This is a genomic window from Floridaenema evergladense BLCC-F167, assembly GCF_041929205.2.
GTDB lineage: Bacteria > Cyanobacteriota > Cyanobacteriia > Cyanobacteriales > Aerosakkonemataceae > Floridanema > Floridanema evergladense.
This window is the reverse complement of the sequence record NZ_CM171625.1, coordinates 5,300,363-5,315,621: the sequence shown is the minus strand read 5'-3', so window position 1 is coordinate 5,315,621 and position 15,259 is coordinate 5,300,363. Positions and strand designations below refer to the sequence as shown.

15 protein-coding genes and 1 pseudogene are annotated in these 15,259 nt (G+C 40.1%); 8 read left to right on the top strand and 8 right to left on the bottom strand.

Annotation, left to right across the window (positions count from 1 at the left end; translation table 11 throughout):
• Nucleotides 1–88: 88 nt before the first annotated feature.
• Complete coding sequence (locus ACE1CA_RS25610; RefSeq protein WP_413276242.1) at nucleotides 89–1,315, top strand: FAD-dependent hydroxylase; 1,227 nt, start codon at nucleotides 89–91, stop codon at nucleotides 1,313–1,315.
• Here ACE1CA_RS25610 and ACE1CA_RS25605 read toward each other — a convergent pair.
• The 4 genes from ACE1CA_RS25605 to ACE1CA_RS25590 all read right to left on the bottom strand — a co-directional run bounded on the left by ACE1CA_RS25605 (nucleotide 1,269) and on the right by ACE1CA_RS25590 (nucleotide 5,056).
• Nucleotides 1,269–2,111, bottom strand: a complete 843-nt coding sequence (locus ACE1CA_RS25605) for a slipin family protein (protein WP_413276187.1) — start codon at nucleotides 2,109–2,111, stop codon at nucleotides 1,269–1,271. The genes ACE1CA_RS25610 and ACE1CA_RS25605 overlap by 47 nt on opposite strands.
• Nucleotides 2,112–2,192: 81 nt before the next feature.
• The gene (locus ACE1CA_RS25600) at nucleotides 2,193–3,155 is read right to left on the bottom strand and encodes a thermonuclease family protein (protein ID WP_486517538.1); all 963 of its coding nucleotides are present in this window, start codon (nucleotides 3,153–3,155) and stop codon (nucleotides 2,193–2,195) included.
• Nucleotides 3,155–3,913 carry a hypothetical protein gene (locus ACE1CA_RS25595; RefSeq protein WP_413276185.1) on the bottom strand — a complete coding sequence of 253 codons (759 nt, stop codon included), beginning with the start codon at nucleotides 3,911–3,913 and terminating at the stop codon, nucleotides 3,155–3,157. The genes ACE1CA_RS25600 and ACE1CA_RS25595 overlap by 1 nt, the downstream gene beginning before the upstream one ends.
• Nucleotides 3,914–4,276: 363 nt before the next feature.
• Nucleotides 4,277–5,056 (bottom strand): hypothetical protein, encoded by a 780-nt coding sequence (locus ACE1CA_RS25590; RefSeq protein WP_413276184.1) that lies wholly within the window; start codon nucleotides 5,054–5,056, stop codon nucleotides 4,277–4,279.
• A 177-nt stretch (nucleotides 5,057–5,233) separates the two neighbouring features.
• On the opposite strand from ACE1CA_RS25590, the pseudogene ACE1CA_RS25585 reads away from it, so the two are divergent.
• Nucleotides 5,234–5,596 (top strand): annotated as a pseudogene (locus ACE1CA_RS25585) (type II toxin-antitoxin system HicB family antitoxin); the annotation flags it as partial.
• 252 nt (nucleotides 5,597–5,848) lie between these two features.
• Here ACE1CA_RS25585 and ACE1CA_RS25580 read toward each other — a convergent pair.
• Nucleotides 5,849–6,280 carry a CAAD domain-containing protein gene (locus tag ACE1CA_RS25580; RefSeq protein ID WP_413276182.1) on the bottom strand — a complete coding sequence of 144 codons (432 nt, stop codon included), beginning with the start codon at nucleotides 6,278–6,280 and terminating at the stop codon, nucleotides 5,849–5,851.
• A gap of 274 nt (nucleotides 6,281–6,554) precedes the next feature.
• Between ACE1CA_RS25580 and folK the strand changes: the two genes are divergently transcribed.
• From folK to ACE1CA_RS25565, 3 genes are all read left to right on the top strand, one after another.
• Nucleotides 6,555–7,040 (top strand): 2-amino-4-hydroxy-6-hydroxymethyldihydropteridine diphosphokinase, encoded by a 486-nt coding sequence (folK, locus tag ACE1CA_RS25575; protein ID WP_413276181.1) that lies wholly within the window; start codon nucleotides 6,555–6,557, stop codon nucleotides 7,038–7,040.
• An 8-nt stretch (nucleotides 7,041–7,048) separates the two neighbouring features.
• A complete protein-coding gene (locus tag ACE1CA_RS25570; protein ID WP_413276180.1) occupies nucleotides 7,049–7,597 on the top strand; it encodes an NUDIX hydrolase in 549 nt (182 codons plus the stop codon).
• Nucleotides 7,598–7,759: 162 nt separating this feature from the next.
• Nucleotides 7,760–9,190: a cryptochrome/photolyase family protein gene (locus ACE1CA_RS25565; RefSeq protein ID WP_413276179.1), complete on the top strand. Its 1,431-nt coding sequence runs from the start codon at nucleotides 7,760–7,762 to the stop codon at nucleotides 9,188–9,190.
• Between the two features lie 143 nt (nucleotides 9,191–9,333).
• Here the strand turns inward: ACE1CA_RS25565 and ACE1CA_RS25560 are convergent, their stop codons facing one another.
• A complete protein-coding gene (locus tag ACE1CA_RS25560) occupies nucleotides 9,334–9,927 on the bottom strand; it encodes a Uma2 family endonuclease (protein WP_413276178.1) in 594 nt (197 codons plus the stop codon).
• A 97-nt stretch (nucleotides 9,928–10,024) separates the two neighbouring features.
• Here ACE1CA_RS25560 and ACE1CA_RS25555 point away from each other — a divergent pair, with 97 nt between their 5' ends.
• From ACE1CA_RS25555 to nblS, 3 genes are all read left to right on the top strand, one after another.
• The gene (locus tag ACE1CA_RS25555) at nucleotides 10,025–10,894 is read left to right on the top strand and encodes an Rpn family recombination-promoting nuclease/putative transposase (RefSeq protein ID WP_413276177.1); all 870 of its coding nucleotides are present in this window, start codon (nucleotides 10,025–10,027) and stop codon (nucleotides 10,892–10,894) included.
• Between the two features lie 145 nt (nucleotides 10,895–11,039).
• Entirely contained in the window at nucleotides 11,040–12,344 is a 1,305-nt protein-coding gene (gene purD / locus ACE1CA_RS25550) for a phosphoribosylamine--glycine ligase (RefSeq protein ID WP_413276176.1), read from the top strand.
• 88 nt (nucleotides 12,345–12,432) lie between these two features.
• Nucleotides 12,433–14,418: a two-component system sensor histidine kinase NblS gene (gene nblS / locus ACE1CA_RS25545; RefSeq protein ID WP_413276175.1), complete on the top strand. Its 1,986-nt coding sequence runs from the start codon at nucleotides 12,433–12,435 to the stop codon at nucleotides 14,416–14,418.
• Between the two features lie 8 nt (nucleotides 14,419–14,426).
• Here nblS and ACE1CA_RS25540 read toward each other — a convergent pair whose 3' ends face one another.
• Both ACE1CA_RS25540 and ACE1CA_RS25535 read right to left on the bottom strand, forming a co-directional pair.
• Entirely contained in the window at nucleotides 14,427–14,780 is a 354-nt protein-coding gene (locus tag ACE1CA_RS25540) for a hypothetical protein (RefSeq protein ID WP_459563560.1), read from the bottom strand.
• Nucleotides 14,767–14,889, bottom strand: coding sequence for a hypothetical protein (locus tag ACE1CA_RS25535; RefSeq protein ID WP_413276173.1), 123 nt, complete (start codon nucleotides 14,887–14,889; stop codon nucleotides 14,767–14,769). Before ACE1CA_RS25535 ends, ACE1CA_RS25540 begins: the two co-directional genes overlap by 14 nt.
• Nucleotides 14,890–15,259: the final 370 nt, after the last annotated feature.

Here is a 15,259-nt window from a genome sequence, read left to right as displayed (position 1 = left end):
TCCAAGAAACCCAATATTGAAAAGATTTGCCCAAACCTTAACAATAAAGATAGATAAAATCGATCGCACAAGACCAACTAACTTAAGAATGTCACTAAACGCAACATCTAAAACTAAACTAGACTACGACTTAGCAATCGTCGGTGGTGGTATTGTCGGCGCTACCCTCGCCGCTGCTTTAAAAGATTCTGGACTTAGTGTGGCGTTAATTGAAGCACAAGTCGAGTCTGTCTCCGTCGCCAAAGGACGCGCTTACGCCATTTCCCTGCTTTCAGGACGTATTTTTCAGGGAATTGGCATTTGGGACAAAATAGAACCGCAAATTACTAGTTTTAAGCAAATTCAATTATCTGATGCTGACTATCCCAAAATCGTCCAATTTCATCCCCCAGAATTGGCAACAGATAGACTCGGATATGCTGCGGAACACCGTGTTTTATTAACAGCTTTGCAGGACTTTTTACAAACTTGTCCGAATGTTTCCTATCTTTGTCCGGCAGAAGTATTAAAAGCAGATTATCAACCAGATTTTGTGGAAATTCAATTGCGCTTAAATGGCGAATTGCAAACAATTAAAACTCGCTTACTTGTGGGTGCTGATGGGGCAAAATCTCGCATTCGTCAAGCTGCGGGAATTAAAACTCAGGGTTGGCGTTATTGGCAATCTTGCCTGATAGCTACCATTAAACCAGAAAAACCTCACAATAATGTAGCTTACGAGCGTTTTTGGCCTAGCGGTCCGATGGGAGTTTTGCCGTTAACAGATAATAGATTTCAAATTGTTTGGACTTGGCCTCACGCAGATGCTAAAGCTATGCAAGAATTAGATGAAACCGAGTTTTTGCAGAAGTTGGAATATTACACGGGTGGCAAGTTTGGTAAGTTGGAATTGTTGGGCGATCGCTACATTTTTCCAGTACAGTTAATGCAGAGCGATCGCTACACTTTACCCAGATTAGCTTTAATTGGTGACGCTGCTCATGGTTGTCATCCCGTCGCCGGACAAGGCATGAATTTAGGCATTCGTGACGCAGCTGCCCTCGCCCAAATTCTCAAAACTGCTCAACAAAAAGGCGAAGATATTGGTAACATCCAAGTCCTCAAACGTTACGAAAATTGGCGCAAACGAGAAAATTGGGTAATTTTGGGATTTACTGATTTCTTAAACCGAACATTTTCTAATCAGTTTTTACCTTTGATTTTTATCCGCCGTTTCGGTTTATGGATGTTACGCAACATCACCCCTATTAAAAAGTATGCCCTACAACTTATGACGGGTTTAAGAGGTCGTCCTCCGCAACTTTCTCAGATGTAAAAACTTCTTTTGGCTGCAAAGAATTTGCCTCCTGTTCATGTCTATTGGGCAAAATTGCTGACAAATTCTTAGCAGCTTGCACTACATCTGAAGGCAACATAATAATTGTGGTTGTGTTGTTTTCTGCCCCAATTTCTGAGAGCATTTGCAGCCTTCGTAATTCCAAAGCTGCGGGATTTGCGGCAATATTTTGGGAAGCTTCTGCTAATTTAATCGATGCTTCTTTTTCCGCCTCCGCTTTAATGATGCGGGCGCGTTTTTCCCGAATAGCTTCCGCTTCCTTCGCCATCGCCCTTTGCATTGTTGAGGGAATTTCTACATCTTTCATTTCCACTCGTTCGATCACAATTCCCCAAGGTTCGGTGATGTCGTCAACTATTTCCTTTACCTTATTACTAATCTTATTCCGATTTTGCAACACATCATCTAAGATATTTTGACCCACCACATTTCTTAAAGTCGTCAAAGCTATTTGATAAACTGCCATTTGGTAATTTTCGACTTTAGTAATGGCTTTCATTGGATCAATAATTCGGTAATAAAGCACTGCATTGACGCGAATTGTCACGCTATCAGATGTTACCGTTTCTTGGGGTTCAATATCTACAGTTTTGGTGCGAATATCTACTTGGGCTTTTTGGTCAATAATGGGGATAATCCAGTACATTCCTGGCCCCATCACTCCTTTACTTCTGCCCAACCGAAAGATCACACCGCGTTGATACTCGCGGTCTAATTTTAAACCCGAAACAGCTAAAGTAGCCAGAATTATTAAAATCACAAAAATATATTCCATCTTTGGTCTAGCCAAATTCGGATAACTTTATTGTAACTCTGGAAAAAAGCTTTTTCACCTGAGCAGTTATTAAGAAATCCTTCATTTTTCTAAAAATGTGATATCCAACAAATCAGCCGTAAATACAATGCGACGATTACGTTGTTCAATTATGTCACTTAGGCGCAATTCAGGCCAAGAATCATTAATTAATAAGCGATCGTTTTCATTGCGAGAAACCATTTCTGAAGTACCAATTAACCAGTCTTGTAGATTACCTCGAAATCCTTCACTTTGAGATTTTAAATAATCTATACAACGCCGAAAAAGCTTAGGTAAAATTAATTGTCCTTCCGGGCCAATATCTTCAAATTCTTCTAAAACAAATTCACTAGTGGCATCTTTTTCCCAAACTCCTAAATTTTGTTGTTCTGCTTTTCTGGCTGTTTGCCGAAAAAACTGTCGATGTAACAGTGGAGTAGAAGTGTAAACTGTATAGTAAGCAGTTCCTTGAGAAAGTAGATAAAAATTGGCGGTTTTTTCTAATAATTGCTCGTCTACTTTTATCCATTCTCCGTCATCAAAATTTGCATCTTCTAAGATAAGATAACTAATAGGACGACCATTAACATCAGCAGCTTTGGTAAGGATTGCACCTGATACTGTTTTTGGATTAGAATCAGTTACTCGATCGCCTTTGTATTGAATATCGGTAAAACCAATCCATTGCAAAAAGCGATCGCGTGCTTCTTTCCCCAAAGGTTGGGCAAACTTACCATAATGAGTTTCCGGCGCATCTATAGCTTCTAATCTTAATTGTACGCTGCCATCATTGCGAGAAGGTTTAATTCGATAAGACCGATAAAGCTCTCGGTAAAAATCTGGTTTATCCGCTACAAATCTTACCGAATCGCCATCTGGCTCTTTACCAACAATTACAAATTTGCCACGAATAAAACGATAGTAAATTGAGGACATAATCTTCTCGGTTTTTGGTAATAAAAATAGGAAAAATAGGTTTATGGCATAGGTATCGATCGCCATAAACCTATTTTTATTGACCATTATTTCATTTGAGTTGTTCCCGAAGGAGCCATTGGAGTATTAGTTGTACCAGTAGGAATTGTTCCCGTCGCTGTTTGCACAATGCGAGTATCTAACTTACGAGCAATATCATCTAAATTTACAGTTGGTCGATCGCCCTTGCGGTACATAATAGCAGTAAAAGCTCCCACATTACTGCGCCGAAAAGCGGCTAAATCTAACTGTAAAAGTTGCCCCTGCATATCAATTCCCACAGTCATTCCCGAAGAAGTATCAGCAATACTATTATTTACAGTAGGAACCATACCATATTCGAGAATTTTCAATGCTTGATCTGGCTTGATATTTTTCTTAATGTCATCGATCATTTGTTTCTGATACTCTGGCTGTTGCAGTTGTTTGACAGTCGAATCAAAATTTGCCTGATCTGACGGATTCGAGATTAAACCAGTAAAACCAACAACTATTTGCAAAGTCTTTTCGTCTACAAATGCAAAGTACTTTTCCGGCTTCATTCCGGCTTTTGACAATTGAGTGCTGAGAATTTCAAATTGAGTCTGAATTGTTTTTGCTAATTCTGGGGGAATTTCTTTAAACCCGGTTGGCAAATCTTGTGCAATCAAAGCCGCATTGTTATAACTTGGTGCGGGAAGAGGGATAGTGACTGGAACTTGTTGAGTAGTCGCTGGGGGAGTTTGGGAAAAAACAACGGGGATACTAGTACTAGCCCAAATTGCACTCGTTAACAGACACAAGGACAAGTTAAATTTATGAGTCATTGTTGCTTTAGTAAAAGGAGTTGCTTCTTAGGATAGCCTTTGTATCTTTCAAGTGGTAGCTATTTGGGCAATTTCAATTTCTCTTCACCAATTGGATTTAACAAAATACAGTAAAAGTAACCAACCTGCGCTTAAGGCTAAAAATTGTAAGGCTATTATTTCCAGTAGCCATTTTATAGTTAATTTAATTTTCATGATTCTTTTCTCATCTGGATGCCGTTTTTCAACATACGATCGTTTCCAATATGGAAAATTCTTGTAAATTACTCTGTGATTTCACCAAGTTGCAAGATGCGATCGCGATCGCAAACAATCCTCAACTCTAAAAGCTAAGGAGCGATTAAACTAATTGAGAATTTACTGTTAGTTTGCTGATTTAAGCTTAGTTTCGTAAAACTGACAAGCTGCTAACCCCAAGGAGTATAACATAGCCGTATTCGTACCAGCACCAATGGCTGCTCCCACGATCGGCACATTTCGCAAAGTACCTAAACCCAATCGCACAGCGTTACTACCACCCATCGCCAAGCCAAAAATTGCCAATACTTCTCCCCTACGTGCGGGTTCTTGTAAGTTTAAGCCATAAGCAGCGGCAATTTGCAGGATCATTTCGGATTGTAGTCTAGTAGTGGCGACTAGATCGATCGCCAACAAAGCCAAAGCTATTCCTGGGACAAAACTGCTAACCAAACCAACACCACCAGCATAAGTAGATTTTTCGACTATAATCCGATGAGCGATTTCTCTAGGCGATTCTTCTGGATGTTCCCCTTGCAATTTTTTCACAGCTGCTGCTGCTTTTTCCAAGTCAACTCGATCCACCCCAGCAAAGATCCAATCCAACTTCAAAAAGCCACTGACATTTTTAACTAACCAGTTATCCGAAACAGCAGCAACCGCTTCCCCAGCAGTTTGGGTACTCTTTTCAATCAACTCATAGCCTTGTTTCCCTGCTACTTCACTGAGAATAGTCGCTGTTTCCATAGCAGCTTTTCCGGTTTTATCGGCATTATAAGCGGCGATGGTCATAAATTCTGATGCTGCCTTTGCCATCACTTCTCCAGCTTGCGCTGCCAGTTTACCCATTTCTGTCATCATTTCGGGAAGTTCGGGTAATTTCCCTGTTGTTTCTGTGGCATTCATTTTAAATTTTTCCTGGCTATTTTTCTTTATCTACTAATTTGCGATCGAACTGCTGAGAAGTGTTCTCTCCAAAGGCTCATTTTCCCAATCTTGCCAAGTGCTGTGTAAAGGAGAACTAACAATTCAAGTTTTTTTGCTGGTATATGATACTATATATAATATCGTAAAAGGATTTGAATGCCGAAGAAGAAGAAAACTGAGCGGGAATCATTAGAATTTTACCTAAGTCTTAAATATCCTATTACCCTTTACCCCGATTCGGATCCAGAAGTGGGATATGTAATAGAGATTAAAGACTTACCTGGTTGCATGACTCAGGGGGAAACAGTTGATGAGGCAATGTCCAACATTGAAGAAGCCCGTGAGTTGTGGATTGAAGCTGTCTACGAACAGGGTAATGATATTCCTTTGCCATCGACAGAAAATCAGTACAGTGGAAGGGTTTTACTCCGAATGCCACGCTCTTTACATCAACAGTTAGTAGAAAATGCTGAACGAGAAGAAGTCAGTTTTAATCAATACGTAGTATCTCTATTAAGTGAAAGAAATGCTTATAGAGATATCGATAAAATCAATAAGCAACTCGATAGTATTCACAGCCTTCTTTCTGAACAAAAAGTTAGTAGTTTGAGCAAAGAACAGTTAGAAAATTCAGCAAAAACTGGGGTGGGATTAGAGTAACCTCATCCGTTCTCGTCTACATGGTTAATTTCTGTAAAACTAAAACGTCCGAGAACTCCCGGACGTTTTGGTTTTGGATTTAAGAAAACTCTAAAAGCGGTTAATTCCTAATTAGAGTTTTGGTGTTTTATTTCCGCCGACTACTTGATTTTTTAAGCCATTGATTTCGTCAACCAACTCCTTACGATTTGAGGCGCGGAGTAAATAGCGGTATACAAACCAACCGGAGTAACCAATACCCACCAATTCAAAGAAAGGCGAGAGTAGAGGAATATCATCCAGTGCATCAAGTACGGCTAGAGTGACTTTGACGGTGACAAAAGCGCCTACAATCAAACCGAGGGTAATTAAGGGCTTTTGGTAGGTGCTGAAGAAGTCACCCAGATAATCTGGTAATTTAGCCAAATAGGAGACGAAAATATCCCAATACTCTTGCACTGGACTGGTAGATGTGCTACCAGGTGTATTGGTGATGATCGGGCCACCTTGATCGACGGTAACTTCTACAGTGGGGGTTGTTTGTTGCGTTTCCTTGGTTTCCATGTTTTTAATCTCAACTATTGCAACCTTGTTATATTAGCTAGGAAGCGTTCCGGCTTGATAGGGAAGCTGGCAAGCTTCGCAAACTATTTTTACTACTATGGGAACATTTTTAACCTACAAAGTACAGCTATTTATTAAGAGAAATTAGCAAAGTACGTAGGTTTAGTCATTTAGCGCCGGAAATCGCCTTATTATTAATTAACGCTTCTTGGTTCGCTAAAAGGCTCATTCTAAAGAATTAATTTATGATAATCGAATTGGGGAATTTTGGTGTATGGGAAAATGGGGGCAAAGTGCGATCGCTCTAGGCAGTAATCTGGGTGACTCTCGCGCTATTCTGGAATCTAGCCTGAAAATTCTTGACCAAACCCCTGGAATTAGGTTAGAGCTTCAGTCTAGCTGGTATCATACTAAAGCTGTTGGGCCACCACAACCAGATTACCTGAATGGGTGCGCTTTGCTCAAGGTAGAGATGAGTCCGCAGGAGTTGCTATACAGGCTATTAGCCATTGAAGCTAGATTTGGTCGGGTGCGTCAAGAACGCTGGGGGCCAAGAATTTTAGATTTAGATTTATTATTGTTCGATAATCTAATTTTAGAGACTCCTAAGCTGACGTTACCTCATCCCTGTATGAGAGAAAGGGCGTTTGTTTTGGTACCTTTGGCAGAAATTGCGCCAAATTGGAGAGAACCTGTATCGGGAAAAGCGATCGAGCAACTCGTGCAAGAGGTAGACTGTTCAGGTGTGACTAAAATCTGAAATTAACTATGCCATTAGGTAAAGAACCGCCAGAAATTATTAAACAACGCCTGTTTTATCAAGGTCGAAAATTCAATTTTGAAGTAACTAGGTTACGTCTTCCTAACAAAGTAGAAGGCGACTGGGAATGTATTCGTCATCCTGGTGGTGCTTTAGCTGTTCCCGTAACTCCTGAAGGTAAATTAATATTATTACGTCAATATCGTTTTGCTGCCCAAGGACGTTTATTAGAGTTTCCCGCTGGAACTATAGAAATTAATGAAGATCCATTTTCTACGATTCAGCGAGAGATTGAAGAAGAGACAGGTTATCGTGCCAATAAATGGCAAAAGTTAGGCGAATTTTTCCTCGCCCCCGGCTATTCTGATGAAATAATTTACGCTTTTCTCGCTCAAGATTTGCAACCTTTAGAAAAGCCTCCAGAACAAGATGAGGACGAAGATATGGAAACAGTTTTCCTCACTCCCGAAGAATTGGAGAAAGCAATTTTATCCGGCGAACCAGTAGACGCAAAATCTGTAACTAGCTTCTTTATGGCACGTCCTTTTCTCAAATAATTTCGTTATTTATCTAACCACAGATGGACAAAAACAAACCAAAATTTAACTATATTATCTGTGTTCATCTGTGTTCATCTGTGGTTAAAAACTAAACTTATTGCATCCCCACCCAAACCTAAATAAACAACATTTGCATTCATCTGCGTAAAAAAATCTAATATGACTAACCCAATTCTCTTCTGGCACCGTCGAGACTTACGCATTTCCGATAATATAGGATTAGCAGCAGCGAACCAACAAAGCCCGAAAGTTATCGGTGTTTTTTGCCTCGATTCAAATATTTTAGAAAGTGAGGATATTGCCGCAGTCAGAGTTACTTATATGATTGGTTGTTTGCAGGAATTACAACAAAATTATCTGCAATCAGGAAGCCAATTAATTATTTTAAAAGGTCAACCAATTAAAGAGATTCCTAAGTTAGCAACTGCTTTAAATGCGAAGGCTGTATTTTGGAATTTAGATGTAGAACCTTATGCTAGAGAGCGCGATCGCCACCTTACCCAAACCCTAAAAGACCAAGGAATCCCCATTCAAACATTCTGGGATCAATTATTGCATTATCCAGGCGAAATAGCAACAGGTGCTAAACAACCCTACACAGTTTACACACCCTTTTGGAAAAACTGGATTAGCAAACCAAAAACCGAGCCAGTTGACACATTTCAAAACCGAGAAACCTTAACCGCACAACAACAAGAAGCAATCAATCAAGCAGGTGCCATTCCCTTACCAACCGCGAAAGATTTAGGCTTTATTTGGGATAAAGAATTAATGTTAGCACCTGGAGAAACCGCCGCCCAGGAAAGGTTAGAAGAGTTTTGTAATGAAGCGATTTTTAACTATAGAGAAAAGCGTAATTTTCCGGCGATTGATGGTACATCTCGACTGAGTGCAGCGTTAAAATTTGGCGCAATTGGGATTCGTACAGTTTGGGATGCTACGATTAACGCCATAGCGGGAAGTAGCAGCGACGAAGCACAAGAAAATGTGAAAACTTGGCAACAAGAATTAGCTTGGCGCGAGTTTTATCAACACGCAATGTATCACTTTCCCGAACTTGCAGAAGGCGCTTATCGCCATGTTTTTAAAAGCTTTCCTTACGACAATAACTTAGAACATTTTCAAGCTTGGTGCGAAGGAAGAACAGGTTATCCAATTATTGATGCAGCGATGAGACAATTAAAATCAACTGGTTGGATGCACAACCGTTGTCGAATGATTGTTGCAAGTTTTCTGACAAAAGATTTAATAATTAACCCAAAAATGGGAGAGAAATATTTTACCCAAAACCTATATGATTGGGATCTTTCTGCTAATAATGGCGGTTGGCAATGGAGTGCTTCTAGTGGAATGGACCCAAAACCTTTGCGAATTTTTAATCCCGCTTCTCAGGCAGAGAAATTCGATTCTAATGGGGAGTATATCAGAAAGTGGGTGGTGGAATTGCGATCGCTCCCCACCAAACAACTAATTACTGGCGAAATCTCAGATTCCCAACGAGAAAAATTAGGTTATCCCTTGCCAATTGTTCAGCATAAAATCCAGCAAAGAGTTTTTAAGGAACGGTATAATCAGCAAAAGGTTGAATAGGATTTTTATTTAACCGCAGATGCACGCAGATAAACGCAGATGTTGTTGATTAATATTTGGGTTGGGAGTTGGGAGTTTTGGCTTTTTTAACCACAGATAAACACAGATAAACACAGATGGATTTCGGTTGGGTAATTTAGTTATTAGTTACGAATAGATTGGATGAATTCGTTGATGGCATCGTATTGATCTGGATGTGCTAAATAACGAAGCAATAAGCTGAAATCCAAATCGGGGAAAAATTGGCTTTTGCTGACTTCTTCGTATTCGCCTGATTCGTTTAAACGAAAAACTTTGATTTGGTTGGATTTCCAAAACCAAACTTCCGGGACTTTTTTAGATTGGTACAATTCTTTACGGTTAATTGTGCCACTAGTGACGATAATTTCGATCGCAATATCTGGAATTTCTTTATTATTGCCAATATAATAAGATTCATCGGGCGTACCAGAAGCATAACCTGGTTCTTCAAGAGTAAATCCACCACGAACATAAAATCGCATTCCCTTTTCTCTCATGTATGCTTCTAAAAGAAGTCCGAAAGTGCTTTTAATATATTCATGTTCCTCTCCAATGGGAGACATAATTTCCATCACTCCTAATAAATAAGTTAATCTGACTCCCCGATTATTTTTCAATTGGGTTTCAATTGCTTTAAACTGTTCCCAAGTAATGCTATTTAAAGTTACCAACTTTTCCTCTAAAGGCTGTTTCGCTAATTTCTCTAATATTGACATACTCATCATTACCCTCTCTAATTCAACTTTAATATCAAAACGAAATTTATTCAAACAATGGTATAATCAGCAGAAAGTAAAAAATTTCATTTGCCTTGTGAGAACCGACACAATCTTTTATCAAATGTTTCAAACTTTCCCCAGTTTATTATTTGAATTGATCGATCGACCTCCATCCTTAGCTAACAATTATAGCTTCTCTTCTCAAGAAGTCAAAGAACTGGCACGTCGATTAGATGGATTATTTATACCTCATGAAAATTCGCCAGAGCAACCTATTTACTTTGTCGAAGTCCAGTTTCAACCAAGATCAGATTTTTATTGGCGGTTCTTTACCGAAATTTTTGTCTACTTAGGACAATATCGACCTAGAAATAATTGGTGTGCAGTTGCTATATTTGCTAATCGGGATTTAGATCCAGGAATCCCAATTCACTACCAAGGACTAGTCCAAAATCAACAAGTAATTGTTGTATATTTAGATGAATTGATCGATAGAACTGAACCATCATTACCAATTGGTATGGTGCAGCTAGTGGTAGAAAATTCAGAGTCAGCAGTTGAACGTACTAGGCGACTCTTAGAACTAGCGCAGAGACAGTTGGCAGATGAAACAACCAGGCGGAAAGTTATAGAATTAATAGAGTCAGTATTGATTTATAAATTTACCAACCTAAGTCGCGAGGAGATAGAAGCTATGTTCAGTTTAAGTGACTTGAAACAAACCAGATTTTATCAAGAAGCAAAAGCGGAAGGTAAACAGGAAGGTAGACAGGAAGGTAGACAAGAAGGGAAATTGGAAGGTAAACAAGAAGGGAAATTAGAAGGGAAATTGGAAACAGTACCTTTGTTGTTGGAATTAGGGTTAAGTATTGAACAAATTGCGGAAAGATTAAACTTGGATTTGGAATTGGTGAGGACAGCAGCGAGAAATTTTGCGGCTGATACCTTGTCGGAAAATAATTAAGAGAATTCAATGGATACGATCGCACTTCCCCCCCAACTATAACTCCAGGGGGGTAATTCTTTAACCCCAAATCCAAAATCGTCTATACTATTACCCGCCCATAAACTGTGAAATTAGCATCTATCTTTATAAGTGTGAGGACAAAGTGAAAATATTAGTAATTGGTAATGGCGGAAGAGAACACGCCCTAGCTTGGAAACTCTTACAATCTTCTCAAGTAGAACAAGTATTCGTAGCTCCTGGTAATGGCGGAACAGCGATAATGGAAAAATGCCAAAATGTCCCCTTATCCGTCGATGACTTTGCCGGAATTGGCAATTTTGCTCAAAAAAATAACATTTCTTTAGTCGTTGTTGGCCCCGAAGTTCCCCTAGCTTTGGGAATTACTGATGTTTTAGAATTTCAAAATATCCCAGTTTTTGGCCCTAGCAAAGCAGGTGCTCAAATCGAAGCTTCCAAAGCTTGGGCAAAAGCTTTAATGGCAGAAGCGGGAATTCCAACAGCGAAGTCTGCAACTTTCACCGATGCAGAAGCGGCGAAAGCTTACGTCACCCAACAAGGCGCACCGATTGTGGTAAAAGCAGATGGATTAGCAGCGGGAAAAGGCGTAATAGTCGCGCAAACAGTAGAAGAAGCACAAACAGCAATTACCACTATCTTTAAACAAGAAATTGGCAAAAGCATAACCCAGTCCCCAATCCCCAGTCCCCAGTCCCCAGTCACCGTAGTAATTGAAGAATGTTTAATTGGTGAGGAAGCTTCCGTTTTAGCTTTGACGGATGGGGTGACAATTCGCCCTTTAATCCCTGCTCAAGATCATAAACGGATTGGTGAGGGAGATACAGGGCCGAATACTGGGGGAATGGGTGCTTATGCGCCTGCGCCTTTGGTGACACCTTCCCTTATGGAAAGGATAGAACGAGAAGTGCTGCAAAGAGCGATCGCCACCCTAAAAAAACGCCACATCGACTATCGCGGCGTACTCTACGCCGGACTAATGATTTCCCCCCAAGGCGAATTAAAAGTCCTAGAATTTAACTGTCGTTTCGGCGACCCAGAAACCCAAGCTGTGTTACCTTTGCTGGAAACTCCCCTAGAAGAATTAATTTTAGCTTGTGTGGAACAGCGACTTGGCGAAATGCCGACCATTCGCTGGAAATCAGGCGCTTGTGTTTGTGTAGTCATGTCTTCCTCTGGGTATCCCGGAGATTACCCCAAAGGTAAAGAAATTACAGGCATTTCTCAAGCTGAGTCAACTGGCGCAGTAGTATTTCATGCAGGGACTAAATTCGAGCATACTTTAGTCACCGATGGAGGTAGAGTTTTAGGAGTTACTGCTATAGGCGAAGATATAAGTACTGCCAAAGCTCTAGCTTACACTGCTGTCGATAAAATCCAATTTGCAGGCGCATACTATCGACGGGATATCGGTGACAAAGCGATCGTCTAACCTTTTTCGCAAATAGCCTTTAAAGTATGAATAGCGATGAAGTTTGTCTCATTGCCAAACCCTTTGTTGTCCTCCATGCTTTCTCAAGATGCTGGTCCTCCTGAAAACAATTCGCGAAGCTATCGCCCATTGGTGGTCAGAGTTTACACTGCAAACAAGGTTAATGGCAGCTGCTACCTTGATAGTCTCTTTGCTGATGAGTGGACTGACTTTTTGGGCAGTTAATACCATCCAAGAGGATGCTCGTCTCAACGATACCCGTTTTGGTCGGGACTTGGGAATCCTCTTGGCAACTAATGTCTCTCCCCTAATTGCCGAAAATAATCTGACGGAAGTCGCACGTTTTTCCGAACGTTTCTTCGACAATACTTCTAGCGTCCGCTATATGCTTTATGCGGATAAAGATGGGAAAATCTTTTTTGGTCTTCCTTTTTGGCAGTCGGAAGTCCAAAACTCGTTAACTATCGAACGTCGGATACAACTGCCTCCAGATTATGCCAGCAATTCTGAGTTGCCAATGATTCGTCAGCATCGCACTCCAAACGGGGAAGTTACTGATGTGTTTGTGCCTTTAACTCAGGGTGGCAAATATTTGGGAGTTTTGGCAATTGGGATTAATCCGAATCCGACTGTAGTTACATCATCTCATTTAACTAGAGATGTGACGATCGCAGTTTTCGTATCAATCTGGGTAATGGTAATTCTCGGTGGCGTGATTAATGCCTTAACAATTACTCAACCAATTAAAGAATTAGTAGTAGGGGTAAAAAATATCGCTGCGGGAAACTTCAGGCAGCGGATTAATTTGCCATTGGGAGGAGAATTAGGCGAGTTAATTTCCAGCTTCAACGAAATGGCAGAAAGGTTAGAAAGTTATGAAGAACAAAATATCGAAGAGTTGACCGCAGAAAAAGCGAAATTAGAAACTTTGGTTTCCACAATTGCTGATGGTGCGGTTTTACTTGATACTAATTTACAAATAATTTTAGTTAATCCCACTGCTAAACGAATTTTTGGTTGGGAAGTTGCTAATGTAGTGGGTGAAAATGTTTTGTATCACCTACCCCAAGAAGTCACCACTGAATTAACTCGACCACTTTATCAAATGGCAAAAGACGAAAGTGATAAAGAAGGTGCAGAATTTCGGGTGACATTAACTCAACCGACAAATCGCACGGTTAGGATTTTATTAACTACTGTTCTCGACCAATATCGGGAAAGTGTCAAGGGCATTGCGATGACGGTGCAAGATATTACTCGCGAAGCGGAACTCAATGAGGCGAAAAGTTATTTTATTAGTAATGTTTCCCATGAGTTGAGAACGCCTTTATTTAATATTAAATCTTTCATTGAAACTTTGCACGAATACGGCGAAGATTTAAACGAAGAACAGCGTAAGGAATTTTTAGAGACAGCGAATAGCGAGACCGATCGCCTAACTCGTCTAGTCAATGATGTTTTAGAATTAACTCGGTTAGAATCATCCTGCCGTATCTATCATTTTGAAGCCTTAGATATTGCCCAACCAATTGAACAAACCCTCAGAACTTACCAACTCAACGCTAAAGATAAAGGTATTGAGTTAATTCAGGAAGTTGAGCCTGATTTACCACAAGTTTTAGGACACTACGATTTACTATTACAAGTGTTTGCTAACTTAATAGGTAATGCCCTAAAATTCACTCCTTCTGGTGGTAAAGTAACCGTTCGTGCTTATCTTTTAAACCCAGAAGAAAACTCCCATACCCAAACCCAAACACCTCAGGTAAGAATTGAGGTTTCTGATACCGGAATTGGCATTGCACCAGAAGATCAAGAAGCAATTTTTGAGCGGTTCTTCCGAGTCGAAAATCGCGTACATACCCTAGAAGGAACAGGATTAGGACTTTCCATTGTTCGCAACATTATCGAAAAACATCACACCACAGTTCACTTAGTCAGCGAAGTTGGGGTAGGCACAACTTTCTGGTTTGATTTGGCAGTTTTCCAACATAAAGAGATAAGTGAAGAAAATTTACCAACTCTGCCAGAAGCATCGGGGTTAAAAAGTTCTGCCACTGCCAGTTTGTTTTAGTGTGAATGCTACCGCAAAAGGGTTATTAAAAAACTAATAAACAATAAAATTAGCAAGAGAATCCAAAGTAAATTACGCTTAAACCAAAACTTAAATGATTGATTAGGTTGCGGTTTAACTTCTATCTTTGGTATATTAATATCTTGGTAAAGCGTACATTCTCTAGCATGAGGTCGTTGGGGATAATTACAAGTATCATCTGCATGATAAACACAAGTATCGCATAATGGCGCTTCCCCGGTGGCACGGTGTAAAGGAATACCTGGATGACCGTGAGCTTTTAACTCTAAACGGCAATATGGACAAGTAATTGCTTGGGGTTTAATTGGTTGATGACAACGTGGACAATTAGACATTCTCATTTTCTATCAGTGTAATCTGTATTTGGATAGTGCGATCGCCAAACTCAGGTTTCTCACCAATCCACTGTAAATGATTTCCCTTTAACCAAGCTTGAAATGTTTTTATCATTGCTAAATTATTCTTCTGTTGGGTGGCTGACTGCAATACTAATAATGCAAGTTGCTAGTTATTAATTTTTTCTTGTTCCCCCCTTCTGCAAGGGGGGCTAGGGGGGATCTAACGCTGTGTTTCCAAGTTTAGATCCCCCCAACCCCCCTTGATAAGGGGGGCTAAGAAAAATCTACAGTTATAACTAGCAACTTGCGTTAATAGATAAATGGAATCAGCTTCCAAGTTTTCTCTTGGTAGACTTTGTATTGCTCTTTGAATGCAGTTTCTAACATTTCTTCCTCTGCTTGAATCCGGTAAACACGCCATAGCATTCCTATTGAAGGCTGAGAGCGTTTTTTCCTTTTCTTAACAAACGCTCGATCGCGAA